We start from the raw sequence: 26,975 nt of genomic DNA on the forward strand, positions 1-26,975 counted from the left end.
TCATTGGCTTTTTGCGTGTTAATAATTAGAAAGTTTTACCTAAAGCTTTTGCACGTTCGATCGCATCTGCTTTAATTTGTTCTGCTTTTGCAGGCTCAGCATTGTGACCTTCAACAATAAGACCTTCGAAAGAAGGAATACCGAAGAAGTTTGCAATTGTTCCAAGGTAACGGTGACCTGCTTCTAGTTCAGCAGCAGGACCTTCAGTGTAGTATCCGCCACGTGCTTGGATGTGTAGCGCTTTTTTGTCTGTTAGTAATCCAACAGGACCTTGCTCAGTGTATTTGAATGTTTTACCAGCTACAGCAACAGAGTCGATGTATGCTTTAAGAACTGGTGGGAATGAGAAGTTCCAAAGTGGTGAAACAAATACGTATTTGTCAGCAGAAACGAATTGATCGCTTAATTCGTTTAGGCGAGCAACTTTCGCTTGCTCTTCAGCTGAAAGTGTATCGAAGCCAGCACCAGATTGAAGCTTGCCCCATCCAGCGAATACATCTGCATCAATGTGAGGAATGTTTTCTTTGTACAAATCGATATGTACAACCTCGTCACTTGGATTTGCTTCCTTATAAGATTCGATAAATGCTTTAGCAGTAGCCATACTGTAAGAAACTGTTTCATCATGCGGATGTGCAGTGATGTATAAAACTTTTGCCATGTTTATTCAATCCTTCCTGTTTCAATGATTTTTTTAGCGTACCCCAAAGATACACTGAATATGTGGCATCTTTAATCATATTGGAATGCTATGAAAAAGATGTAACAAGCACAGTTACATAAAAACTGATATTTTCATTGTAATCACTATATAGTTTGAAGTCAAGGTATAAAGTCTTGAAATCAAGATAAAAAGTTTGTAAATTTTTCTGAAACGCTTCAAAGCTGCGATTTAAGCAAAAAAACCCTACTCCCATTGAACAAAAAATGGATCGATATCGCAAGTAAAGTGTTTGTAAATGCGCCCATCCTGCGTTTTTGAAAAAAAGGTGGATGCCTTTAAGCCATCTGCTACAAGCATTTGTTCTTCTTTTTCGTATATATAAGAGAAGGCAGGAGAGAGTGAGGGATAAGAGTGGGACGATCCTATGTTGCGATTGGAGATTCCTTAACGGTTGGGGTGGGGGCACGTTTATTTGGCGGCGGTTTTACAGAGCGATATGCGGCGAAGCTTGAAAAGAAGCTGCATATACCGGTGAAACTGTCCGTATTTGCGAAATCAGGGTTAACAACGGAAGAGATCTTGCAGCTTTTTCAGCGGTCTGATGTAAGACGGGCGATTGCTCATGCTGACATCATCACCATCACAGGCTGCGGGAATGATCTTGTTCAAGCTGTTCTGCAGTATGAAAAAGGTGAAGATGAAAAGACACTGCTGCAAGCGTCTATGCATTGTCAGGCGAATTTTAGCAAAATGGTTCAAGAAATCGCTCTGATAAAAAGAGGGCAGCATCAACCATACTGCGTATATTTATTGAATTTATATAATCCTTTTCCTGAGATTCCGATCGCCGAGAGATGGCTGAAGCAATACAACCATCACCTTCGCCAGCTTGCTGCGAATCCACATGTAGAAGTGGTGGATATTTACGGTGTATTTGAAGGACATCAAAGCGCATACTTATCGATTGATCAATTTCATCCGAACCACAGAGGATATGAAGCAATGGCAGAAGCGCTGTTTCAACAATCCGTTAAGCAACTGTGATCCTTCGGGATTGCAGTTTTTTCATTCTTTTAAATGAAGGGCTGTTTCGATATGATAAAAGAAACAAAGACAAAAGAGGTGGATGCATGCAGGAGATGAGCGCGTATTTTCATGAATTGAAAGGAACAGCTTATGAGGTAGGAAAGCAGCAGGCTATTTGGCTGAAGGAACGCCCTTTGCTTAAGAAACAATACATTCAATCAGAACCGTTATCAAAAGAGGCTGTGAAGGAAACAAAGCAGCTGATTCGACCGTTTCTTCCTCAGTTAGAAGAAGAGCTCTCGGGATTTTGTGATGAAATGCAAATAGATGAAAGCGATTTGACCTTTTTCTATTCTTCGCATCTTCAGCCAGGCTGTTCCCATTGTGTGATGCAGGGAAATGAGGCTGCCAATCAACAAACGGTGATGCTTCGCAACTATGATTTTTCTCCGCTGTTTGATGATATGCGTCTTGTATCTACACATGTGAAGGGCACAGCAGTCCATACAGGCTCATCATTAATCTTATTTGGTCGATCTGATGGGATGAATGAGCATGGTCTATCGGTCACATTTTCTGCATGCGGTCCGCCTATTGGCAACGAACCAGGCTTAAAGCCGCCGGCTGTTGCTGGCTTGCAAGTATATCATGTCATTCGTGCTGTGCTAGAGTCCTGTAAAATGGTGGAGGATGCCGTCCGTTTGGTACAGGAAATGCCCGTCGCGTCAAATGTTCACCTAATGCTTGCCGACCGGCAGGGAGAGGCGGCTGTGATTGAAATGATTGATGGGCAAAAAAAGGTGAGAAGGCCGGAGCGTGGATTTATTGCGGCTACGAACCATCCGCTTGCTGATCACACGGCAAAAGGGCTGACGAAACATCATTCTGTTGTCAGGTACGACATGTTAATTCAAGCTTTAGAAGAACAGCCGTCAAGCGAGTCTCTTACGGAACTATTTCAGGCAGAATACCCTGCTGGTCTGACTGTGCACAATTATGAAGAGCTGTTTGGGACGATGCGAACCGTCATGTTTCGGCCGGAGGAAAGGACGATGGAGTATTGCTTTGGCTCTCCCGTCTATCATCCTACCTATTCATTAAAGGTCGGGGGCACACTGCCATTTCATGAACAAACGATTCAATTTCATCAAAAGGATTATGGACCTTCCTTTTGGAGAAACGTGTGAGTCTTTCATTTTGTCACAGCCTGTGTGCCAAATTTAGATCAACTTCAGGTTGCATCGATCAGTGAAAGCGTTTTATATTAAAGTGTGACAATAGACCTATTTAAGCAGAAGGAGGCATTTCATGTACATAACGGCACGAGAACAGAAAGTAATCAAATATATGATTCAGCAAAATCGTTATGTCACCATTCGTGAGATCGCCGATTCTGTTCAAGTAAGTACAAGAACCATTCATAGAGAACTTAAATCCATTAAACCTATTTTAAAGAATTACAACCTATCACTTGATAAACAGCCGGGGAAGGGCTTGAAGGCGGTCGGTGAACAGGAAGACAAACAGCGGCTTCTGTCTCATATTTCAAATGAAGATCAAATTGAATATAGTTCTGATGAACGGAAGCTCTTAATCCTGTGTGCCCTGCTTGAAGCAAAAGAACCGGTGAAATTATATACACTTGCAGCCGACTTGCAGGTTACAAATGCGACCATCAGCTACGACTTAGATGAACTGACGGACTGGATCGCTCCCTACGGTTTACTGCTTATCCGCAAGCGTGGGTACGGCATTGAATTAAAAGGGCCTGAGGAAGCCAAACGAAAAATTGTCGGGAACCTGATCGTTGACCGTCTCGACATTCAATTATTTCTCGAAACGATTGAGATGAATATTAAACATCGAACGAAAGCGACTGAAAAGGTGTTTGGGGTAGTCAGTCGAGGACAGCTGCTCAAGGTAGAAAGGCTGCTCTTTCATTTGAAAAGCAGACTCTCTCTCTCGTTGTCAGATAGTGCCTATATTGCACTTGTCGTTCACTTAACCTATGCCATTGAACGCATTCAAATCGGTGAAACCATTCGGATGGAAGAGGAAGAATTGCTTGAATTAAAGCGGACGAAGGAATTTGAATCTTCACTCAGAATCGCACGAGCATTAGAGCGCATGTTTAATGTAGAGATTCCTGAAGCTGAAGTTGGATACATGACCATCCATTTGCGCAGTGCAAATCGAAGCTTTACGGCAGAATATCGCATTGATGAGATTGAGTTAGATATCGCGCTGAGAACGAAGAAACTCATTGACTTTATTTCTCATAAAACAGGCTATCATTTAAATGAAAACGATTCATTGTATGAGGGACTCGTGTCTCATCTTGAACCAGCTATGAACCGATTAAAAGAAAAGATGCGGATTTACAATCCGCTCACACAACAAATAAAAAAAGACTACTTCTTGCTGTTCATGGCGATTGAAGAAGGTGTGGAGCGCTTCTTTCCTGAGATCGAATTTCCAGAGGATGAAATTGCCTTTATCGTACTTCATTTTGGTTCGGTGCTTGAAATTAAAAAAGAAGAAACCAAGATTCATGCATTGGTCGTTTGCTCAAGCGGTATCGGGTCGTCCAAAATGCTCGCATCACGATTAAAAAAAGAATTGCCTGAGATCGCCAAATTCGATCTATCTTCCTTAATGGAGCTAAAGGAAATCGACGCTGCAAGCTACGACATGATTGTATCAACCGTGCCGATCCCCTATGAGCATATTGATTACATTATGGTCAGCCCGCTCTTAAACGAGGATGACGCGGTGCGGGTCAAGTCTCATATTAAACGAAAAATTCCTTATCTGATTGAGAAAAAAAGAGCGCAGGAATCTGCAAAAGAATCGGTGGAGGAAACGGTTGATATGATAGGGATGGCAGAGCAAATCACGAATTATATGTCAGTGATTCGCAGCATCTTGTCCCATTTTACAATAGAAAAAAAGAAGACGACGGAGCAGCATGAGACAACAATGAGAGAGCTGATGCGTCAGGTTGAAAGTCAAGGCTATTTAGAACGTGCAGACGAAGTGACAGCCGGTTTACTTGAGCGTGAGCAGCAAGGTGGTTTAGGCATTCCGGGAACTGAGTTTGCTCTTTTTCACTTAAAGCATGATCTCATTAAGAAACCGGTCTTTCATATCTATGATCTTGATGAGGCATACGAGATTAAAAGCATGGATGGTGGGCAGCAGCTCATGTCCAGAATGCTCCTCATGCTGGCGCCGCTAGAGCTTGGCAAAGAAGGGTCTGAAATGTTTAGCCTGATCAGTTCATCCATCATTGAAAGCGAGGAAAGCATGACGCTTTATGGTCATGGATCAAAGGAAGATATAGAACAGAAATTGCATCAGCTGTTCTATCAATTTGTAAAAGAAGCAAAATGGTAAGAAAAAGGCCTGAATTCATCAGGTCGTAATGACAGTGTTTGAAAACAACTGATTTTTTCTTAAATTTAACTAATCTCTTAAAAAATTAATACATATATGATGGTAGTAAAAAGAAGCGGGGTTTAGTTACAATAGTAATCTATCACACCCAAAAAAATTGAATAAAGACGTTCATAGAGATTTGATTCTGTATATATAGTAGGTATAAGGGATTTATTTAAATTTTTTGGATAATTTTAATAAATAAAGGTTTTTTTCTCCTCTTAAATAAGTTAATATAAAATTATTCAAATTATAATAAAAAGAGAGGATGTTAAGAGAATGATAAAAAAGAATGTTAACTTTTTAGTAAAAATTATGTTGGTAAGTATATTAGTCACTCCACCGTTGTTAGGATCAGCAAATTTTTTCGGGATTAATAAGTCCAGTAATGTTGCACAGGCAGCAGAAGAAAGAGTTGTAATTGGGTCTTATACTTTAACAAAAGCTCAAACTAAGGATTTGGCTAATAACATGAAAAATATAAAAGGTAATGGTAATCTTAAAATTGCACTATTAGCTATTATTACTAAGTGGGGTGGAGTTGCTGGGTGGGCTGTTGCACTAGCTACTCAATTAAGTTCTAATGCAGTTTACAAACAAAAAGTTGTAGATGCTGCAAAAAAAGGTAAAAGAATAAAAATAACTATCACAGATAATAAACATTATCATACGTCCTATTCCACACAGATAAAGTACACAGTAGTAAACTGATTTTCTAAGTTATGAGACTATGAATAAACATTTAATGATAAATTTCCTTATAAAGTTATTTTGGGCTCGTGGCTATCATGTTAATGATTTATCTCATCTTAGGGTCATCCAAAAATGTATCTTTAATTTTTGTTATGATCTTAGGGTTACCAATAACTGCATTTATGGTTTTTACAAGATGGGATAAAAAAGTGAAAAAATATTTACCTTAAAAAGGCGCCTATAAGGGGGCCTTTTTTACTTACTTAATCCTAACAGCTTTATGATGTTTGAGTGAAAAAATGAAGTGGTAATGAAAGGATACATCAACAAATCAAGGAGGAGCTTACACATGGATTTACGTGAATACTTAACAAATGGCATTCCGCGCCAAACGCAGGATCAGCAGCCAGGCAGTGAAAGAGAAATGAATCCTGCGCCGATCTATGAGGATGAATCGTATAAAGGGTCTGGTAAGCTAAAAGGAAAAGTAGCGCTGATTACAGGGGGAGACAGCGGAATTGGACGTGCCGTTTCTGTCGCGTATGCCAAAGAAGGAGCTCATGTCGCGATCGTATACTTAAATGAACATGAGGATGCAGAGGATACGCAAAAACGTGTAGAACAGGAAGGCGTCAAATGTTTAACAATTGCAGGGGATGTCGGGGACGAAGCCTTTTGCGAGAAAGCGGTAGAAAAGACAGTTGAAGCCTTTGGAAAGCTGGACATTTTAGTCAATAATGCGGCCGAACAGTATCCGAAAGAACGTATTCAAGATATTTCTAGTGAACAGCTTCACCAAACCTTTAGAACCAATTTCTATTCTTATTTTTATTTTACGAAGAAGGCACTCGATTACTTAAAACCGGGAAGTTCCATTATTAATACAACATCTATTAACCCGTATCGAGGCAACAAAGTGCTCATTGATTATACGGCGACAAAAGGGGCCATCAACGGCTTTACTCGTTCTATGGCACAGTCGCTTGTGAAAGATGGAATTCGGGTCAACGGTGTAGCACCCGGTCCAATTTGGACGCCGCTCATTCCATCTACATTTGATGAAGACAGTGTCGAAAACTTCGGGGCCGAGACCCCAATGGGAAGACCAGGACAGCCTGTGGAGCATGTAGGCTGCTATGTACTGCTTGCTTCAGACGAGTCGTCTTATATGACGGGACAGACACTTCATGTCAACGGTGGTTCCTTTATGAATACATGATCAATAGCACGCCGCCCAGATTTAATTGGGCGGTGTATTTAGTATTTCTTCCGATTCTTCTGTACAGATGAGACAGACCATATGATAATGCCCACAACAACCGCTGCAATAACAAGTGAACTCAAATGGAACATCGTTTCATGATGCATGTTCAACTTCCCCTTTCAATGTGTCCGTTTTTTATAGCATCAGCTAGAAGATGTCTTTTTATGAAAAACACATTTCTTTGTTTAATGAATGGATTGTCGTGGAAACCTAAGAGTACGGATGACATTTTGAAGGAGTGAAGATACATGTCACAAGAAGAGTTAAAACAAAAGGTAATGAACTTATTAGATGAACAAAAAGTTGGAACATTGGCGACTGTTGAACAAGATAAGCCGCATACCCGCTATATGACTTTTTTTCATGAAGGGCTGACATTATATACACCAACAAGCAAAGAAACACATAAAGCGGATGAGATTGAAAAAAATCCGAATGTTCATATTCTCATTGGTTATTCAGGTGAAGGATTTGGGGACACATATGCAGAAATCGCAGGTAAAGCCACATTAACGGATGATCCAGAATTGATCGACCGCCTTTGGTCTGATGAGATGGAGAAATGGTTTAAAGGAAAAGATGATCCAAACCTAGTGATCCTTAAGATTGACCCAACCTCCATTCGTTATATGAACGAAGGAAACCGTACACCAGCAGAATTATCACTTTAACACTTGCGTAAGTTGGGGGAACGTGTTATAGTTTTATATTAAGTGTTGAAATAGCAAATAAATAAAGAAAGTAAACTTTCTTTTTTCTATGACATAATGAGAAGCAATAGAGCTTCTACTTGATAAGAACGAGACGCTGTCAAAGCGAACAAACTTATTCTTTTCCTTCTGCAACCGCCCCCTATAAAAGCGGAAGAATGGAAAAAAGACGTTTTGATTTACAATTCACACTGGCACGGCTTCGGAGCCGTAAGGACGAATGAGAGGTAGGGCTTTCGTTGTCTTGTTATCCAGAACTTCCATGGCGTTTACTTTCAAACGTAGGTTCACTCGGAACACATATGACACACTGATATGATCGAATCTTAATTCATACACTCCGTGACGGAGATTAAACATTGATTATTTATTTGCATGAAAAGAGTAAGAAACGGGCTGCCATCTATTTGGCAGCCTTTTTTTAGGTTAAAAGCGGACACCATCCGCATGACATCCCCTTCAAAAAGATTCGCCGTCAACAATAGAACAACGAACACTCATCGACAGCAAGAGGAAATGCTTCATCATCACTCCCTTCGCCCTTTCTTCTGATACCTCCAAATCCGGCCAATAAAAAAGAACATCACCGTAAACAAAATAGAGAAGATCAACATGTCCAGCAGTGTCACGCCTCTATCTGGATGCACAACCCCAAACCAAACCCATTGAAGAACAAAAGAGATAGCAAAATAAAAGATGGATTCTTTCATGAAATTCTCCTTTTCACTTGTTTTTTTGATTGTTTAGACACACCATCCAGATGAAGAAGGAACAAATGGCGCATGCGAGCAAAGTGACAGGCGGCAAGGTGTACCAGCTAGTCAGCCCCTTTACAAAGCACATATAAAAAAAGAAAATGGTAATAGATACGAGCACCCCTTGCTTGAACCAACGGGGAACACGCAGCCAAGCCGCTAGAATGATCGATGATAGCTTATCCATTGAGATAACATCCTTTTTTTGAATCTGATTGGATTTTATCGTAAACAATCAAATATGTAAAATATGGATTTAGAAAGTTGGAATGGTATTCTGCTAGCATGAAACATTCTCGCTGCACTGACGTATAAGAAAAAGGAACTCCATGAAAGGAAGCGATCAAGTGAAAAGAATACCAGTGATTTTCCTCAGGTATATTGTCTTCTTTATTCCAGCAATCATTCTTAGTATTTTGGTGTGGAACCATTACCAAGATGATTTGTCAGCAGGGAAAGCGACGCAATATGACGTCAAACAAATATTTACATTCGATGAAGGAAAACGAGTAGTGAGTGCTGTATCAAAAAACCAGCAGCTCCATTTTGCAATGTATGATCCTCAATCAGGAAAAAGAATCAGTGACTGGATAACGGAAAGCGATACGTTTAATGAAATGCTGCCATCTATTCAAGGGAACAACCTCTTACTTGCTTTAAAAAATAAAGAGGGGCAGCTGTTGATCGAGAAACTAACGCCGAGCGGGGAAAAGAAAGAGCTCGTTAAGCAAAATCTACAGATTCCCTCGTTTTTAAAAACGAGTACATATCAATGGAATGGACGACTCTTGTTTACAGGAGAAAAGGAAGGTGCCGCTGCGGTCCTCGGTGAGCTAAAGAATGGTCAGTTTCATGTCCACAATCTCAACGAGCTGAAGCTGCCAGCAAGACCTGTTTCCATCGATGTCGTCATGAATTCTTTTAGAGGGCAGACCCCATTCCCTATGTTTGAATTGACTTTGAAAAATGACCAGAAGGCGTATGTCAGCGGAATCTCAAACGAGAAGCATCAGCTTGGGGTCTATGTCTCCAAAAGTGCAGAACCGTTTAGCCTCATTGAAGATAAAGTCGTGCAGCAACTGAAAAAAACGATCGGATCATCACAAAACGTTGCTGTCGCTGTCGAATCCAACTATCCAAAAAGACCAAGGAAAGTGGATGCAGAGGGAAGGCTTGGGGAAGTCGTCCCAACACCAAAACCGATGTACCAAACCTTTATCTACCAGCTGAATGAAGAAGAAGTTCTTCTTTTAGGCTCTACAGCAAAGGACGAAGCACAAGGCAAGCTAACTGGTTATATTTATAATCATCGCACGAATAAGGCGACGTCTGCCAGCAAGCTGTCTCAGTCGTTGTCATATGAAACTTTACAAAAAGAAGATCTCTCTTTTCATAAAAATGTGAAGAGCAATTGGCTCTATTATTCACTTGGCAACCAATTAACGGGGGCATTTGAGGCGAAAAGCAAACAGCTAAAGGAATTTCCTTTGCAAAAGGTCATCTCAATCGAAAATGCCAGTCCAGCCCACCAAACGTCTGTTGACACCTTTATACAATATGTCATGAAGGGCGGACCACTCATTCTCAACTGGGCGATATGGATCTTTATCCCACTGCTGTTATTTGTGCTAGCGATCTTCCTGCCACCGATTTTGAGACTGGTGAGAAAGAACAAGATAAAAGACAGTGTCACATTAGAAGCCAATATTGTATCAGTCAAAGAAACGGGTACCTACATCAACGAACAGCCGCTGGTCAACATGCAGCTTCAATTTCAATATGATGGGAGAAATATCGAGAAGGCGGTTAAAACGGTTGTATCCTATACTCAGATACCGAAGCCGGGTCAGCGTATCGCTATTCTCTACAACCCGAAAAAGAAAAAAGCGATGCTCTTAAAAGAAGGTGACTTCTCGCAGCCAAGCGAGCCAAAATTCATCAAAGACGCTATTTTAAGAAACATAGAATCATATGGAACCGTAGGACGAGGCATCGTCTTATCACTTACATTTGAAGCAAATCAGGAAAGGTATATCATTCCGATGGTTCAAGCCCATGGTTTTGAGTTTAGAACAGGAGAAAAAGCCGATCTCGTTGACATCAGCGGTCAGTTGAAAATGGCAGCCTATGGGCATGAAGTGCGGAATCGTTCGGGGAAAGACGTGACATTGACAGGAACGATCCAACGGGTGAAGCAATATCCAGTCACAATTCATGATCAGAAGCCTATTATGCTGGATGTGACGGTTTCTAGCGGAGATCAATCCATCACAAAAACGGTCAGCCAATTCATCCCTGATCATATGGAGGTCGCGCCAGGAACACAAATCACGATGCAGACAAAAAAAGAAGAGTTTAATAGAGAAATGGGACTCATGCAAGAGAAACAAGGAAGTGCAAAAGTGACCGAAGTGTCGTTTGTCGGGGTCATCGGCAATCTTCCGTTAGCGATCATTCAAGTCGAAAGAAATGGTGTGCAGTATGAGATCAAGCAGCCAATCGATCCAATTACTAGCGTATTGCCTGATGATGAATTATGGATAGCGTTTAACGACATGACACGTCAAGCAGCCATTGTGAAATATGCATCGATATAAAAAAGCGTTCCATTATCAGAACGCTTCAACGTAAAGACAAAGGGCTAAAACGACATTCGTTTTAGCCCTTTTGATTAAGCTTTTGTATCATACTGACGGAGCACCTTGTCATAGGCGAAGTTGCCGAAAGGAATGAATGCCGCAAAGAATCCGGCGATGGACCATTTCAAATGCCAGCGAACTTTAAATGTCACATATGCCAAAATGAGCATATAGATCACAAACAATGCGCCATGAAGAGAGCCCACAATGGTGACCGCCATCGGAATATCCGCAAAATATTTTAGAGGCATGGCAATTAAAAGAAGGGTTAAAAGAGACATACCCTCAATAAAACCCGCCTGTCTCAGACGGCTGATACTTGTATGCATATACAAATCCTCCTGTATAAAAGCTAGTTTCTCATCTTCTAATATAAACGAAAGATCGCCTGAACATGCGATAATCTACGAAAAATTCAAAATATGTTCAACGAATGCTTAAAAAATGGGAAATGACACGTGTTACTTTTCGGTTGTTTCAGAGAGTACTTGCTTTAAATGCGCCACATCATGTATGAGGTGGTCTGTCATCGCCTGAACGGCTTCAGCAGCCCGGCGTTCTTTTATTAGAGTGAAAATGGCCGTATGCTCTTTTTGAATCGTCTCGGCCCGAGGCCCGCCGCTAAAATGAAAGATGCGGCAATAATGAATGAGCGCATTCACGTGATTTAATTGTTTAGATAAACGGTGATTGTGACTGGCTTGTATGATTGTTTGATGAAACGCTTCGTGTAACTGAACGATATCCTGAGATGGCAGTTGCTGTTTGATCGCTTCGTCTGCCTTCGTGAGCACCTGTTCAATGTCATCTATTTCTCTATCTGTGGCTTCTTTGCAGGCAAGCTTAACGGCAAGCGTTTCTAAAGCCATTCGGACTTGATAGAGTTCCTCGACATCCCGCTCTGTTAACGTATAGACGGAATAGCCTGATCGATGATCCGCGATTAAAAGCTCGTCTTTTTCTAACAGCCTCATCGCCTCTCTGACCGGTGATCGGCTTACGCCAAATTGTTTGGCAAGCTGTGTTTCATTGATGCGCTCTCCTGGCTGAAACTGGCCATCAAAAATCATTTGCTTCAGCTGTTCATAAAATTGCATGTGATACGGTGCTGGTCTTTCCATCTCGAATGAATTCATCCCATCATTCCCTCTTTTGTACATCATCTTTTGTCTCATGTTATCCAAGTTCTTCCCTCTAGGCAAGCCTGCATCGAAAAGTCAATATCGTACAATCCAAGAGAAAAAGGGTGTGCTACACTAATGATCAGCTCAGTGAAAAGAGGGGATCGACATGAGAATACTAGAGGAACGAACAGTCCATTTTGACCAGGACTTGCAAATAGAGGCGTATCGCTTTCATGCCATCATCAAAAAGTTCCCAAAACATTTTCATCCATACTATGTGATTGGATTTATTGAAGGCGGTCAAAGACGTATGTTCTGCCAAAATCAAGAATACATCATTGAAAAAGGAGATATCCTTCTTTTCAATCCGTACGATAACCACGCATGTGAACAATTTGATCACATGCCCCTAGATTATCGCAGCTTAAATATTGAACCAGAGGTGCTGGAGAAGGTCTTTCAGCACAAGCCGCATTTTAAAGCCCCTGTGGTTTCACAAAGTGAACTAGCAAAGCAATTATATGATCTTCATCAAATGATCACAGAAGAAGCTCCCGCTTTGAATAAACAGGAAGCCTTTTACTTTTTGATGAAGCAGTTGATCGAAACCTATTCTGATACACCAGAGGAAAAAGCATCAGCAGCCAATGCCAATGAACAAAAAGTCCAAGACGTACAGCAATATATTGAAACACATCTCACGGAAAATATATCGTTAGATGACTTAGGTGAGCTTGTGTCCATGAACAAATATTCATTGCTGCGTGCTTTTACAAAGTTCAGAGGAATTACGCCGTATCGTTATTTACAGACAATCAGGGTGAACTATGCGAAGGAACTTCTCGCCCAAGGAATGAAGCCAATAGATGTAGCTGCTGCCGCTGGATTTTCTGATCAAAGTCATTTGACTCATTTCTTTTCGGAATTTATTGGGCTTACGCCAGGGCAGTATCAGCAAATTTTTGCAAAGCAGGTAATAGCAAAATGAAAAATAAACAGCTTCTTGGTCATCTAGCAGCCATGCTCACCATTTTTTTATGGGGATCTACCTTTATATCAACCAAAATATTATTAACGGCTTTTTCTCCAACAGAGATTTTATTTTTTCGTTTTTTCCTTGGGTACCTTGCCCTGATGATCATTTATCCAGTCACCATGAAGGTGCAGCATAGAAAGCATGAAGGGATGTTTGCGCTCGCAGGGTTATGCGGTGTGGTCTTATACTATTTTTTAGAAAATGTTGCACTTACCTATACGTTTGCTTCGAATGCAGGTGTTATCAGCTCCGTTGTCCCATTTTTCTCTTTTCTATTGTCTTATTTTTTATTAAAAGATGAGCCGCTACATAGCCGGTTTTTTATCGGCTTTTTCATTGCGATGACGGGAATTGTGCTGATTAGCTTGAACGGGATGACGACATTCCAATTGAATCCACTCGGCGATGCTTTAGCATTTATGGCTACCATTGTCTGGGCATTTTATTCCATTTTATCGAAAATGATCAATCAATATGGCTACCATATTATTCAGGTGACAAGACGTGTCTTCTTTTACGGGCTTTTATGGATGATTCCACTGATCTGGCATTTTAAGATTCGTTTAGACTGGGAGCGGTTGACGAATCCATCGTTTGCCTTCCACTTGCTGTTTTTAGGCGTCTTTGCATCTGCTATTTGTTTTCTGACATGGAGCTTTTCCGTGAAGACGATCGGTGTGGTGAAATCGAGTATCTACATTTATGGCGTTCCAATCATCACGATGGTCATTTCAATGATCGTTCTCCATGAGAGATTGACCTTCATGTCACTGATCGGAACAGCTCTGACTTTGGGAGGATTGCTTCTTTCAGATAAAAAAGGAGCAGGTAGAAAAAAACAGCCAGTCCCATTACAGTTGCAGAACAAAAAGGCGCTTTGATCAAAAAGCGTCTTTTTGTTTATTGAAAGAACATGAACTCTTTAGTAAACTCAACTTAATCAGTCGACGGTCGACCATTCATAAGGGGGAGAATACAATGAAACACTTTTCGATTGCGACGATACCTGGTGATGGGGTAGGAAAAGAAGTTGTACCAGAAGCAGTACGTGTTTTGAAAGCGATATCAGAGGTGCATGGCGGTCTGACTTTTTCTTTTCAGGATTTTCCTTGGAGCTGCGAATACTATTTAGAGCATGGCGAGATGATGCCAAAGGATGGATTGGTACAACTGAAAGCCTTTGACAGTATTTTCTTAGGGGCTGTCGGTGATGCCAACTTAGTGCCTGATCATATCTCGCTTTGGGGACTGCTCATAAAAATTAGACGGGAATTTGAACAGGTGATTAACGTAAGACCGGCAAAACAGCTAAAGGGCATCCGTTCTCCGCTTGCTCAGCCAAAAGATTTCGATCTACTAGTTGTAAGAGAAAATGGAGAAGGCGAATATAGTGAAATTGGGGGCCGGATTTATCAAGGGGAGGATCAGCTTGCGATTCAAAATGCCGTCTTCTCTAGAAAAGGGACAGAACGTGCGATGCGTTTTGCTTTTCAATTAGCAGAAAAGAGACGAAACCATGTAACAAGTGCCACAAAGTCAAACGGCATCGTGCATACCATGCCATTTTGGGATGAAGTGTTTCAAGACGTCTCAAAGGACTACCCTAATGTGGCGGCAGATTCTCAGCACATTGATGCGCTCTCAGCCTTCTTTATCACAAGACCAGAGAAATTCGATGTGATTGTTGCCAGCAATTTATTTGGTGACATTTTGACGGATCTTGGTGCCGCCATAATGGGTAGTATTGGCGTCGCACCAGCAGCCAATATCAATGTAAATGGCAAATATCCATCCATGTTTGAGCCAGTACATGGATCAGCACCAGATATCGCTGGAAAAGGGATCGCAAACCCTATCGGACAAATCTGGACCGCTAAACTCATGCTTGATCATTTCGGAGAGGAAGAATTAGGCACACACCTTCTCGATACGATTGAATCTGTCACAGCAGACGGCTTTTTAACGGCAGATATCGGCGGAGCTTATCAAACACAAGAGGTCACAAACGAAATCATTAAACGATTGAAGAAATAATCCGTCATTAGAACCACATCTCCACGTCTGCTATAATAAAAGGATGGATAGAAGAAAGAGATGTGAAATCTAGTGTCAAAAACAGTTGTATTAGCAGAGAAACCTTCAGTAGGGCGTGACCTTGCACGTGTGCTGAAGTGTCATAAAAAAGGAAATGGTTTCTTAGAAGGAGATCAATACATTGTCACTTGGGCGCTTGGCCACTTGGTGACACTGGCTGATCCAGAAGGCTACGGGAAAGAATTTCAATCCTGGCGCCTAGAGGATTTACCAATTATTCCAGAACCACTCAAGCTTGTCGTGATGAAAAAGACAGGCAAACAGTTTCAAGCGGTTAAAGCGCAGCTGGCGAGAAAAGATGTAAAAGACATTGTCATCGCAACAGATGCTGGACGTGAAGGGGAGCTTGTGGCAAGGTGGATTCTTGAAAAAGCCCATGTGAAAAAGCCTCTAAAACGTCTATGGATTTCGTCTGTTACAGACAAAGCTATTCAAGAAGGGTTCAAACGATTAAAAGACGGCAGAGAGTATGATAACTTGTATCGCTCGGCGGTTGCGCGTGCAGAGGCCGACTGGATTGTAGGAATCAACGCAACAAGAGCGCTGACAACGAAGTTCAATGCGCAGTTATCCTGTGGACGTGTGCAAACGCCAACGATTGCTATGATCGCCAAGCGAGAGGAAGACATTCAGCAATTCCAGCCGAAGCCGTTCTTTGGGCTGACTGCACAAGTAGACGGACTGACGCTGACTTGGCAGGATGCAAAGACAAAACAAAACCGTACATTCCAAGAGGATGTAGTGAAGGAGCGCTTGGCAGCCTGTAAAGGAAAACCTGCAGTGATTGATGCACTGAAAAAAACAGCGAAAAAAGCCTTTGCTCCAGGATTGTATGACTTGACAGAGCTGCAGCGTGATGCCCATAAACGCTACGGTTTTTCAGCAAAAGAAACACTGTCTACACTTCAGCGTCTGTATGAGCAGCATAAGCTCGTCACGTACCCGCGTACGGATTCACGTTTTATTTCGGCAGATATCGTGCCTACATTAAAAGATCGACTCAAAGGAATGAACGTTAGACCTTACGCGCAGCATGTGAATCGCATTTTACAATCAGGCATTAAAGCACATAAAGGCTTCGTCAACGATGCCAAAGTGTCAGATCACCATGCGATCATTCCAACCGAGGAAGAGCTGTATCCAGGTGCATTAAGTGATAAAGAGCGTAAATTATATGACCTGATTGCCAAGCGATTCCTCGCTGTACTGATGACCCCTTTTGAATATGAGGAAACAACAGTGATCGCCAAGATCGGCAGTGAGACATTCACAGCGAAAGGAAAAATTGTGCAATCAGCCGGCTGGAAAGCCGTGTACGATGATTCCTATGAAGACGAGGAATCAGCCGAAGCAGATCAGCACTTGCCGGCATTAACAGAGGGGCAGTCACTTGACGTACGCCAATTAAAAGAGACAAAAGGCGAAACGAAACCTCCTGCTCGTTTTAACGAAGCGACCCTTTTATCTGCCATGGAGAACCCGTCTGCATTTATGGAGAACAAGGAAAAGGACTTAGTGAAAACCCTTGGCGAAACGGGTGGATTGGGGACAGTGGCAACTCGAGCTGATATCATTGAGAAACTGTTTAACAGCTTCTTAATTGAGAAAAAAGGCAAAGACATCTTCATCACATCGAAAGGGAAGCAGCTGCTTTCTTTAGTACCTGAAGATTTAAAGTCACCTGCGTTAACAGCGGAATGGGAACAAAAGCTTTCTAAAATTGCGAAAGGCCAATTGAAAGCTTCTCAATTCATGAGTGAAATGAAGTCATATGCAAAACAAGCCGTATCTGAAATCAAACAAACGAACCAAACCTTTAAGCATGACAACATGACAGGCACACATTGTCCTGACTGCGGAAAACTCATGTTAAAAGTGAACGGGAAAAACGGCACCATGCTTGTTTGTCAGGATAGAGAATGCGGACATCGAAAAAATGTGGCAAAGAAAACAAATGCACGCTGCCCGAACTGTCATAAAAAGCTTGAGCTGCGCGGGGAAGGCGATGGCAAAATATTTGCCTGTGTTTGTGGTCATAGAGAGAAACTGTCTGTCTTCGAAAAACGTAAATCACAATCCAATCAAAAACGAGCCAGTAAGCACGATGTGTCTAAATATATGAAAAAACAAAAGAAAGTGGAAGAACCAATCAATAACGCACTTGCAGAACAATTGAAGAAACTAAAATTAGATCAATAGTTGTGTAAAAACCCATGTGAATTCGCATGGGTTTTTTGTTTGTTCGAGTATTTTGACATGTTGTTCTTCTGTAAATGGGAATATGTAAGAGAAAAGACTCGTAATTTGGTATAAAATATTTATTTTCATTTAAACAGAAACGCTCTATAATAAATCGTTAGATGCTTAGAGAGAACAGGGATTGAAAGGGGACACGAATGGATAAACCCATACATCGTACAGCTATCGCTATACTCATTGTCATTCTACTAGGCGGATGTACCTGGAAACAGCAGCAACATTCAGCTCAACCAGAACCTGCAAAGCCAGTATTGTCAGGAGAGTACTTTATGACTCACCACTTAATGACAAACCAAGGCATGATTCAGACCTCGCTTGCGGAACAGCCTACTTACTTATCAGAATCGCTCGGACTTTGGATGGATTATCTTGTTAGAAAAAAAGATCAAACATCTTTTGATCAACAGGTAGACGTCCTGCGCACTCAATTCTTACTGGAACATGATCTTCTTAGCTGGCAAATCGAATCTCATCAAAAAAGCCAAGTCAATGCTTTAGTTGATGACTTACGTGTAGTAACAGCGCTTCAAAAAGCAGATCAATTGTGGCAGAAGTCAGTGTATCAAACCACAGCCCAAAAAATCGCAAAAGCGTTAAAAGACAAAAACATGTTCAAGGGTATGTTGACCGACTATTATGATGCATCGACAAAGCAAACTTCACATACAATCACACTTTCATATCTTGACCCAAAAGCAATCAAAGAACTAGTATCCCTCCACCTATTCACAGAACAAATGATGAACAACCAATTGGCCATTCTAAAAAATGCACCGAGACAAAAAGGGTTTTTTCCAAAATCCTATGACATAGCGAAGAAAGTCTACTCATTTGATCAGGAAATCAACTTGATCGACCAGCTTTATACGGCTCTTTATGCTGAACGTGCACAGGTTGATACATCAGTCATCATGAAATGGCTGAAAACCAACTTCCAAAAGGAAGGAAAGCTGTACGGACGATATAAACTGAGCACATTACAGCCAGCAGTGACGTATGAATCGCCTTCAGTCTATGCATTGGTGATCTTATATGCACTCAAACAAGGAGAAGATGATTTTGCAAAAGACGTCTATCACCGAATGAAAGAGCTGCAAATCCAAGATCCTCTCAAGCCTTATTACGGAGGCTATATGAACGAAAAAGATACACACTCATTTGATAATTTATTGCCTCTAATTGCAGAAAGGGAGCTTCTAAATGAAAAGGTTATTCAGTAACACCTATCGCACGTATTATACGCTGCTCCTCACGTTTGCGGGACTCATTTTATTTATGGGCTACTTGAATGGACGTGATGCGGAGAGTGTCATGATCATCACACTCACATTTGTCGTGATAGGATGCGGTATTTTATTTGGTATTTTGCCAGCATTGGTTTTTACTTTGTTGATTTTGTTCTTTATAGGAAGCGGGATGTTCTTTACAGAGCTTGGTCACACAAATTCACTCTTTTCTCATCAAACGTTGCAAGATGTCGTGATATGGGGCGTGGCGCTTCTCTTTTTTGCTATTTCTGCTGGAAACGTGCATGAGCGAATCAAAACGATGCGTTACACCATTGACCAACAAAAGAGGGCCATCAAACAATTTGTAGCGATTGACTCAACCACAGGATTTGACAATGCAGAGCGAATGAGGCTCGAGTTATCTGAGGAAATGAAACGAGCAGAACGATATAAACAGCCATTCGTCTTTATCCTTCTTCATATGCACTACTCAGCTGAATTCAAAACATTATATGGAGAAAAAGAAATGCAGCATCTTTTCCAGCAACTCAGTATGAAGATACGCGAAAGTGTGAGAGAAACGGATAAGAAATTTCGATTATCGGAAGAACGAATCGGGCTGCTGCTCACTCACACACCTGCAGAAAACGTCTCGATCGTTCTTGAAAAGCTAAAGGATAAACTGCAAACGCATGTCCTGCTAAATGGTCGTGAAGTGACCTTAACTTTTCATGTCTGTCATTTAACAAGCAGATCGGATTATCGGACACCAGAGCAATTTTTAGAAGAACTAGAAAACGAGATGATGATGAATGAACTTTAATGTTTTGACGAAATGTTGTTTGTTATTCGTTCTTTTCTCTATGCTTTCGATCAAAGACAGTACATCAGCCGGTGCACTTGAGAAAGAGTCCAGGACCCTCATCGTCTATTCCACACAGTCAGGTGAGACAACGCCAACTGTTCATATGCTTGATGTACTTGTGGGGCATTTTTCCACACGAACGACCATTTTATCTGATGAACAAATCACTGAAAAGATCCTCAATGACTCTCAGCTAGTTATCTATATAGGTGAAGAAAAGAGAACGTTGAAAGCACAAACCATTCGTCTCATAAACGAATCAAAACGCTTAATTGCAATAGGATACAATGCGGAACAGCTTCGCCCATTCTCCAAGCTTACTTTTCACAAACAAGATCACATCAGTCAAATCAAAGAGACCGATGATCAAGAATACCGTCAGCTAGAGAGAGGAATCACAGCTCAGGCGGTTCAAGGGACAGATCTGCAACGTAAATTCTTATTGAAGAAAAATCAAACTGAGCAGCCATTTGTGATTCAAACAAAAGAAGGTGCGGCATATGTCGGAATGCTAAATATCCTTCAGCACGACAAGCTGCTTGCAGAGGTGCTGGAAAGTCTCCTGCCGGCTTCTAATCAAACGACGACAAAGTACTTACAGATTGGGAAGATTAACCCCGTCACGGATGAGAAGAAGTTGCTTGAACTTGGACGATACGTAACAGCTCGCCATATCCCTTTTCTGCTGGCGGTGACCCCTATATGGATTGATCCAGCAACAGGGGATGAAGTGACGCTCAGTGACCGGCCTAAACTTGTCCACGTGTTAAAACAATTGCAAAGCAATGGAGCTAGTGTCGTTCTTCATGGGTTTAGCCGTACGTATCGAGCGGAGGAGTCGGGTAAAGGCTTTGAATTTTGGGATGTCAAGTACGATCAGCCCGTTACGTCAAATGAACCAGAGAAAGCTGATCAGCAGCTGAACAAAAGCTTTTTTTCGAATGAAAAAGATTTTAATACGTATATCACATCCAATCAACATCAAGAAGCCATCTATACAGAAGAAAAGCTGACAAAAGGCATTGAACTGCTCGCGCAGCAGGGATTATATCCGCTTGCATTTGAAGTACCAAATGATGCCATATCCCTGCAAGGCTATGAAGTGATTTCCCGCCATGTGTCCAGTCTATTTGGACAGGTGCAGCTCTCAGACCGTACATGGAAAACAAGAAGTGCATCACCGTTTTTATCGACACCCGCCATGCTTCATGGCATGACTTTATATCCTGAACTGTCTATAGATACAGCGTCTGACCAAGAAGGTGTAAACATACTGGCTGAGCAGACAATTCAATCCATGCAGCATATCCAATCCGCCGCCATTGGGCTGTCCTATGATGTGGAAGCGGGGATAGATGGGCTGCAAGATGTAATCACACAAATGGATGCGATCCCTTCTAGTGAATGGCTAGATTTAAAGAAAACAAAACAGACTGTTGAAACCCCGCATGTCCAGATCAAAACAACAGGAAATGGACATATTCAAATAGAGCAATCCAATATAGCTGAACCAAAAACAAACAAACGAAGCGGGATGGAAAATATGCTTCGAATGCTCACAATGGTGGTGCTGCTCTTTATTGTGGCATTTGCTTTTTACACATTGTATTTAAGGCTGACGATGAAAAAACGGATCTTTAAGGAGAGAAAATCAGGTGGCTGATATCTTATTTTACCTATCATTAATACTGATTTGGATCATGCTCCTATATCATATGTTTCTGATGCAGGGAGGCTTTCAGCACTATTTAACTTACGAAAAAGTGCTGCCTAAATGGACGAAACAAGGGAAAGATCTGCCGACCGTCAGCATTCTCATTCCAGCACATAATGAAGAAGTGGTCATTCGGCAGACGCTAAAAGCCATGGTCCAGTTATCCTATCCCAAACACCTTCTTGAAATCATTGTGATTAATGACAATTCCTCTGATTGTACAGGGGAGATTGTGCAATCATTTAGTGAGCAATACGATCATGTCCATCTGATTGAAACAAAGCCGCCATTTGCAGGGAAGGGGAAATCTACTGCACTGAATGAAGGCTTGAAGGCTTCGACAGGAGACGTTATTTGTGTATACGATGCAGATAATATGCCTGAAAAGAAAGCCGTCTACCATTTGGTTCTTGGATTATTGAATGATCCTAAAGCAGGTGCTGTTGTCGGGAAATTCAGGGTCATTAATGCAGCCAAAAACCTCCTGACAAAATTCATTAACATAGAAACGATCTGCTTCCAGTGGATGGCGCAAGGCGGGAGATGGAAATGGTTTGGCATTGCGACGATACCAGGCACCAACTTTGCGATCCGCCGGCACATTTTAGAAGAGCTTGGCGGCTGGGATGTCCATGCACTAGCTGAAGACACTGAATTAACAATTCGTGTGTATAATCTGGGCTATGTGATTCGGTTCTTTCCTGCTGCGATTACATGGGAACAAGAGCCTGAAACATGGAAAGTCTGGTGGCGGCAACGAACACGCTGGGCTAGAGGCAACCAATATGTTGTGCTCAAATTTTTAAGGCAGTTTATGAAATTAAAACGAAAACGAATGATTTTCGATTTATTTTATTTTTTCTTTACGTATTTCTTATTTTTCTTTGGTGTACTGCTCTCCAATGGCATTTTTATCTTAAACTTATTCGTTGATCTTCACTTATCTGTGGGAGCTGTGGCACTCATCCTATGGGGGTTAGCCTTCTTCCTCTTTTTAACAGAAGTGATGATTACGTTAAGCATAGAGAAAACAGAGCTGACCAAACAAAACATTCTCATTGTCGTTCTCATGTACTTTACCTATTCCCAAGTATGGATTGCGCTTGTTGTGTACTCCTTATGTGTAGAGGCGAAAAGCCGATTATTGAAACAAGAAGTGAAATGGTACAAAACCGAGCGTTACAATCAACAACAAAAGAAAAGCGGGTGACATATTGAAATCGTTAAAATGGTTGATTTATATATTAGGATTATCCTTAGCGATCCAGCCTTTTTTCTTGGCAGGTCAAGCAATGGCGCAATCCAACCGAGTTCAAGTCAAAGATGATTGGGTTCAACCTTCAAAAGAAAGCAAAACAAAAACGCAGCATCTATCAGAAGACGTAGTGACCTTATATGGACAAGAAGACCGCACTGAATTTACCTATCAAGTGGATCAGGAAAAAACAGAGTCAAGCACATTGACGTTAAATATAGAGGCTTCACCATTATTGATTTCACCTTCCTCATTCACTGTTATGATTGATGGAGAGATCGAAAAGACCATCCCTGTATCAGGGAAAAACCAGAAGAAGTCGATTCAAATCAAGTTGAACAAATCACAATTGAAAAAAGGTACTCACCGCATTCAGGTCACATTTTATGGTGTTTTAAAAGAAGGCGTGTGTATCAACCAAGAGACACCTGCCAATTGGCTAAAAGTGTATCCTGAAAGTGAACTTACATTCAAAGGAATCAAGACGAAAGATTTCACATTAGATAGCTTTCCATCACCTTTTATTCAAACAGGTGATCAGAAAGAACAGACAGACATTGTCATTCCTAATTCACCGGATGCAGCTGAATTAGAAGCAGCCATCAAAGTATACCGTACGTTGAAAAACAAAGATCGCCAAAAGGAGATCAAACTTATCCAAGAAAAGGACATCAAGCAAGTGGCTCACCCAACGATTGCTGTGGGAGCTATAGGAAGCTGGGATGGACGATTGAAAACGATTGAACAAGCTGCAGGAATTAAAACAAAAAGCAGTCATCTTACGTTAGCGATGAGAACTTTGACAGCAAAGAAAACAGAACAGCCCATTTTATTTGTGACAGCGGAAAAACCTGTGACAATTGCTGAAAAAATCAATGTTCTGACTCAGTCAGAATTAACGGGTCAACTGACTGGAACGGACTTACTGATTCAAAAGACTGCAGCTCAAACGTCTAAACCATCTCACAAGATTCCTTTGAAAGATTTTGGCGGAGATGATGTCACGGTTGGGACCAACAAGACGGCATCCGACCACTACTATTATCCGAAAGCGCTACTGGCTAACCAAAAATCAGGTGCAAAGCTCAATCTTTCATTCAAAAAATCTGATACAGCGGCAAGCAAAACAGAACGGTTAACTGTTATGATCAATGACGAACCGCACGACGTACCATTAACAAAACTAGGCAGCAAAGATGCGAATGGATTCTATCATGTCTCGATTCCAGTAGATTCAAAGGTACTTCAAAAAAATGAATATATTGATTTGCAATTTGTCACAAGTGGTTTTAAAAACATGGAATCCTGCAGACATACGGATGAAGAAGGCTGGATATTCATTGACAAAAATAGCACTTTACAAATACCAGAAGGAACAACGAGTGAAAAGCCAGATTTAGCCGCATGGCCGCTCCCGTTCACGTCGAAAAATACATTGATCATCATACCAGATCAAATCAAACGTGAAACAATCAATCAAATGGCCATGTTGACGGAATCTTTTAGTCAGCCAGAAGTAGCTCAATATCATTTAATGAAAGCATCTCAAGTGACAAATGAACAATTGAAAAATCACCCTCTCATTTTCATCGGAGGCATTCAGACATTCTCTCTTCTGAAAGAAAAAGCAGCCGATCTCGTTGTTCCGGTGAAAAAGGATCAGTATGATGTATCTTCTTTCGGCATGATCAACGAAACAACGGCTCGAATTGTATGGACACAGCCATCTGTTTGGAATAAAGAACAGACAATGACAGTCTTTTCAGGAATGACTGCAGCTGAAGCTAACGTGTCAAATGAAGTCATGCAATTTCTTCAAACTAATACAGAAAAAGCAACAGTTGCAATAGAGAGTAAAAACAAAGGCGTGTTTACTAATCATCAATCCGTCAGCAGCACATCGAACAGTCTGAAAACAAGTGAAAAACAAAGCAGCAGCGAGTCTTGGATTTACTTTGTGTGTATCGCTGCACTCATCCTTTTTGTGCTTGTGATGATTGTCTATTTCGTACGAAAAAACCGTAAAAAGACTAAGTTCTAAACGATCAAAAGACCTTGAAAAAATCTCTTTACTTTGGTGTCAAACGGGAGTATGATCTCTTTTATAAAAGACCAATCGCTGAATCATTTCGATGAGCGGGGGAACCAATTGTGGTGGTATAAAACACCACGTGGGGTGAATCCTTTTAAGGTAGGGCAAAATCTCATGCGCCCGAATCCGTCAGCTAACCTCGTAAGCGTTAAAGAGAGCAAAGACCAACCTGTGATCTAAACAATAGGCACAGGGGCATTCTATTGCCTCTGTGTCTTTTTGGTGATCCAAATTTTGTAACTCAAATCGTTTGACACTAAAGGAGCGGGCATCACATGTACAGTTTGATGAAGCGTATTTTAATTGGTAAACCATTAAAATCACAGGCAGCAGGAGAACAAAAACTATCAAAAATCAAAGCTTTGGCATTATTGTCATCAGACGCATTGTCGTCAGTCGCATACGGTACAGAACAAATCTTGATTGTTCTATCAGTTGTTAGTGCGGCAGCGTTTTGGTACTCACTCCCGATTGCAGGTTGTGTATTAATCCTTTTAATGGCGTTAATTCTATCTTATCGCCAGATTATTTATGCTTATCCAGAAGGCGGCGGGGCGTATGTCGTCTCCAGCAGAAACTTAGGTGAAAAACCAGGGCTGGTTGCTGGTGGATCATTACTCGTCGATTACATTTTAACCGTAGCAGTGAGCATTTCTGCTGGGACCGATGCGATCACATCGGCTTTTCCAGCTCTATATCCATATCATGTCATGATCTCAATCGTATTGGTCCTAGTGATTATGGTGTTAAACCTTCGTGGACTGACAGAGTCGGCATCTATTTTGGCTTATCCTGTGTACCTATTTGTCTTTTCATTGCTCATTTTAATTGGGGTGGGCGGGTTTAAACTATTAACTGGGCAAGTGCCGCCAGCACCTGAACATACAGCATTTGGCACACATGTATCAGGCATCACGTTATTTCTTTTACTAAAGGCATTTTCGTCTGGCTGTTCTGCTTTAACTGGTGTTGAAGCGATTTCTAATACAATTCCATCCTTTAAAAAACCAGCTGCACAAAATGCAGCGAGAACTTTATTGATGATGGGGGGATTACTGGCCGTTCTATTTGTAGGAGTGACATTGCTTGCGTTTGGTTTTGGTATCTCCCCAAAGCCAGAAGAAACGGTTGTGTCACAGATTGCATCAGACACATTTGGACGGACATTTTTCTACTATGTCATTCAAGCTGTCACAGCATTAATTTTAATATTAGCGGCAAACACAGGCTTTTCAGCTTTTCCATTATTGGCTGTCAACTTAGCAAAGGATAAATATATGCCGCGCATGTTTACAGTGAGAGGAGATCGGCTCGGTTATTCCAATGGTATTATCTTTTTAGGTGTAGCTTCTATGCTGCTCATTTGGCTATTTGATGGGAAAACGGAACACCTCATTCCACTTTATGCTGTCGGTGTGTTTATTCCATTTACCTTGTCTCAGACAGGTATGTGTGTAAAGTGGATTCGTGAAAAACCACAGGGATGGAAAGTGAAAATGCCTATCAATATCGTGGGAGCACTTATTTCATTTACGGTTTTCATGATTCTCATTTTGACCAAGTTCCATCTTGTATGGCCAGTATTTGTTTTCATGCCAATTGTTCTATTTATTTTTCATTCTATTAAGAAACATTATCTGTCTGTTGGAGAACAATTACGTTTATTGAATGAAACCGAGCCTGTCGAAATCAAAGGAAATGTGGTCATCGTCCCAATAGCAGGTGTCACACGTGTCGTCGAACAATCTGTGCAATATGCAAAATCCTTATCAGACCAGGTCATAGCGGTTCATGTATCGTTTGATAAAGAGAAAGACAAGAAAATTGAAGCTGATTGGGAAAAGCTGAATAGTGATGTGCGTCTGGTGATTTTACATTCGTCTTATCGAAGTCTCATTCACCCGCTTGATAAATTTCTTGAAACGATTGAAGCGAAAGCAAATGCACATCAATATAGAGTGATGGTGCTCGTTCCTCAATTTATTCCGAAAAAAAGATGGCACACCATTTTGCATAATCAATCTGCTTTCTTATTAAGATTCCGTTTATTATGGAAACGGGATATTGTTGTCGCCACTCTTCCATATCACTTTAAAAAGTAGCAAGAGCAAGTTGAAA

At 41.2% G+C, this 26,975-nt stretch carries 22 protein-coding genes and 1 riboswitch; of the genes, 17 read left to right on the forward strand and 5 right to left on the reverse strand.

Annotation, left to right across the window (positions count from 1 at the left end; all coding sequences use genetic code 11):
* Positions 1-25 precede the first annotated feature (25 nt).
* Positions 26-661 (reverse strand): FMN-dependent NADH-azoreductase, encoded by a 636-nt coding sequence (locus EBQ12_RS12135; protein WP_024720223.1) that lies wholly within the window; start codon positions 659-661, stop codon positions 26-28.
* A gap of 414 nt (positions 662-1,075) precedes the next feature.
* Between EBQ12_RS12135 and EBQ12_RS12140 the strand changes: the two genes are divergently transcribed.
* The 6 genes from EBQ12_RS12140 (at position 1,076) to EBQ12_RS12165 (ending at position 7,756) form a co-directional block, all read left to right on the forward strand.
* Entirely contained in the window at positions 1,076-1,708 is a 633-nt protein-coding gene (locus tag EBQ12_RS12140; RefSeq protein ID WP_125590188.1) for a GDSL-type esterase/lipase family protein, read from the forward strand.
* An 86-nt stretch (positions 1,709-1,794) separates the two neighbouring features.
* Positions 1,795-2,877 (forward strand): C45 family autoproteolytic acyltransferase/hydrolase, encoded by a 1,083-nt coding sequence (locus tag EBQ12_RS12145; protein ID WP_125590190.1) that lies wholly within the window; start codon positions 1,795-1,797, stop codon positions 2,875-2,877.
* A gap of 121 nt (positions 2,878-2,998) precedes the next feature.
* Positions 2,999-5,086 (forward strand): BglG family transcription antiterminator, encoded by a 2,088-nt coding sequence (locus EBQ12_RS12150; protein WP_125590192.1) that lies wholly within the window; start codon positions 2,999-3,001, stop codon positions 5,084-5,086.
* Positions 5,087-5,407: 321 nt separating this feature from the next.
* On the forward strand, positions 5,408-5,839 hold the full coding sequence (locus EBQ12_RS12155; protein WP_125590194.1) for a hypothetical protein: 432 nt from the start codon (positions 5,408-5,410) through the stop codon (positions 5,837-5,839).
* A gap of 331 nt (positions 5,840-6,170) precedes the next feature.
* Positions 6,171-7,040: an SDR family oxidoreductase gene (locus EBQ12_RS12160; protein WP_125590196.1), complete on the forward strand. Its 870-nt coding sequence runs from the start codon at positions 6,171-6,173 to the stop codon at positions 7,038-7,040.
* A 293-nt stretch (positions 7,041-7,333) separates the two neighbouring features.
* Positions 7,334-7,756, forward strand: coding sequence for a pyridoxamine 5'-phosphate oxidase family protein (locus EBQ12_RS12165; RefSeq protein WP_008347166.1), 423 nt, complete (start codon positions 7,334-7,336; stop codon positions 7,754-7,756).
* 566 nt (positions 7,757-8,322) lie between these two features.
* Here EBQ12_RS12165 and EBQ12_RS12170 read toward each other — a convergent pair.
* Both EBQ12_RS12170 and EBQ12_RS12175 read right to left on the reverse strand, forming a co-directional pair.
* Entirely contained in the window at positions 8,323-8,505 is a 183-nt protein-coding gene (locus EBQ12_RS12170; protein ID WP_041091160.1) for a hypothetical protein, read from the reverse strand.
* A gap of 13 nt (positions 8,506-8,518) precedes the next feature.
* Positions 8,519-8,737 carry a hypothetical protein gene (locus tag EBQ12_RS12175; protein WP_125590198.1) on the reverse strand — a complete coding sequence of 73 codons (219 nt, stop codon included), beginning with the start codon at positions 8,735-8,737 and terminating at the stop codon, positions 8,519-8,521.
* A gap of 160 nt (positions 8,738-8,897) precedes the next feature.
* Between EBQ12_RS12175 and EBQ12_RS12180 the strand changes: the two genes are divergently transcribed.
* Entirely contained in the window at positions 8,898-11,147 is a 2,250-nt protein-coding gene (locus tag EBQ12_RS12180) for a hypothetical protein (RefSeq protein ID WP_241215641.1), read from the forward strand.
* Between the two features lie 74 nt (positions 11,148-11,221).
* Here the strand turns inward: EBQ12_RS12180 and EBQ12_RS12185 are convergent, their stop codons facing one another.
* A complete protein-coding gene (locus EBQ12_RS12185; protein WP_008347156.1) occupies positions 11,222-11,518 on the reverse strand; it encodes a DUF3817 domain-containing protein in 297 nt (98 codons plus the stop codon).
* 132 nt (positions 11,519-11,650) lie between these two features.
* On the reverse strand, positions 11,651-12,325 hold the full coding sequence (locus EBQ12_RS12190) for a GntR family transcriptional regulator (protein ID WP_206428031.1): 675 nt from the start codon (positions 12,323-12,325) through the stop codon (positions 11,651-11,653).
* Between the two features lie 154 nt (positions 12,326-12,479).
* On the opposite strand from EBQ12_RS12190, the gene EBQ12_RS12195 reads away from it, so the two are divergent.
* The 10 genes from EBQ12_RS12195 (at position 12,480) to EBQ12_RS12240 (ending at position 26,959) form a co-directional block, all read left to right on the forward strand.
* Positions 12,480-13,301, forward strand: coding sequence for an AraC family ligand binding domain-containing protein (locus EBQ12_RS12195; protein WP_125590204.1), 822 nt, complete (start codon positions 12,480-12,482; stop codon positions 13,299-13,301).
* Positions 13,298-14,230, forward strand: coding sequence for a DMT family transporter (locus EBQ12_RS12200; protein ID WP_125590206.1), 933 nt, complete (start codon positions 13,298-13,300; stop codon positions 14,228-14,230). Before EBQ12_RS12195 ends, EBQ12_RS12200 begins: the two co-directional genes overlap by 4 nt.
* Before the next feature lie 97 nt (positions 14,231-14,327).
* Positions 14,328-15,383 (forward strand): tartrate dehydrogenase, encoded by a 1,056-nt coding sequence (locus EBQ12_RS12205; RefSeq protein WP_125590208.1) that lies wholly within the window; start codon positions 14,328-14,330, stop codon positions 15,381-15,383.
* A gap of 72 nt (positions 15,384-15,455) precedes the next feature.
* Positions 15,456-17,642, forward strand: a complete 2,187-nt coding sequence (gene topB / locus EBQ12_RS12210; protein WP_041091165.1) for a DNA topoisomerase III — start codon at positions 15,456-15,458, stop codon at positions 17,640-17,642.
* 197 nt (positions 17,643-17,839) lie between these two features.
* A complete protein-coding gene (locus tag EBQ12_RS12215) occupies positions 17,840-18,922 on the forward strand; it encodes a glycosyl hydrolase family 8 (RefSeq protein ID WP_125590210.1) in 1,083 nt (360 codons plus the stop codon).
* A complete protein-coding gene (locus EBQ12_RS12220) occupies positions 18,903-19,754 on the forward strand; it encodes a GGDEF domain-containing protein (protein WP_098680874.1) in 852 nt (283 codons plus the stop codon). Before EBQ12_RS12215 ends, EBQ12_RS12220 begins: the two co-directional genes overlap by 20 nt.
* Positions 19,744-21,459 carry a DUF2334 domain-containing protein gene (locus EBQ12_RS12225; RefSeq protein WP_125590212.1) on the forward strand — a complete coding sequence of 572 codons (1,716 nt, stop codon included), beginning with the start codon at positions 19,744-19,746 and terminating at the stop codon, positions 21,457-21,459. Before EBQ12_RS12220 ends, EBQ12_RS12225 begins: the two co-directional genes overlap by 11 nt.
* A 37-nt stretch (positions 21,460-21,496) precedes the next feature.
* Positions 21,497-22,720, forward strand: coding sequence for a glycosyltransferase family 2 protein (locus EBQ12_RS12230; RefSeq protein WP_430384050.1), 1,224 nt, complete (start codon positions 21,497-21,499; stop codon positions 22,718-22,720).
* A 4-nt stretch (positions 22,721-22,724) separates the two neighbouring features.
* Positions 22,725-24,806 (forward strand): cellulose biosynthesis cyclic di-GMP-binding regulatory protein BcsB, encoded by a 2,082-nt coding sequence (locus EBQ12_RS12235; protein ID WP_125590216.1) that lies wholly within the window; start codon positions 22,725-22,727, stop codon positions 24,804-24,806.
* Between the two features lie 66 nt (positions 24,807-24,872).
* A riboswitch (cyclic di-AMP (ydaO/yuaA leader) is annotated at positions 24,873-25,020 on the forward strand.
* Positions 25,021-25,132: 112 nt separating this feature from the next.
* Positions 25,133-26,959 carry an APC family permease gene (locus tag EBQ12_RS12240; RefSeq protein ID WP_007498061.1) on the forward strand — a complete coding sequence of 609 codons (1,827 nt, stop codon included), beginning with the start codon at positions 25,133-25,135 and terminating at the stop codon, positions 26,957-26,959.
* Positions 26,960-26,975: the final 16 nt, after the last annotated feature.

This window comes from Bacillus sp. 2B09, assembly GCF_003946835.1.
GTDB lineage: Bacteria > Bacillota > Bacilli > Bacillales > Bacillaceae > Bacillus > Bacillus altitudinis.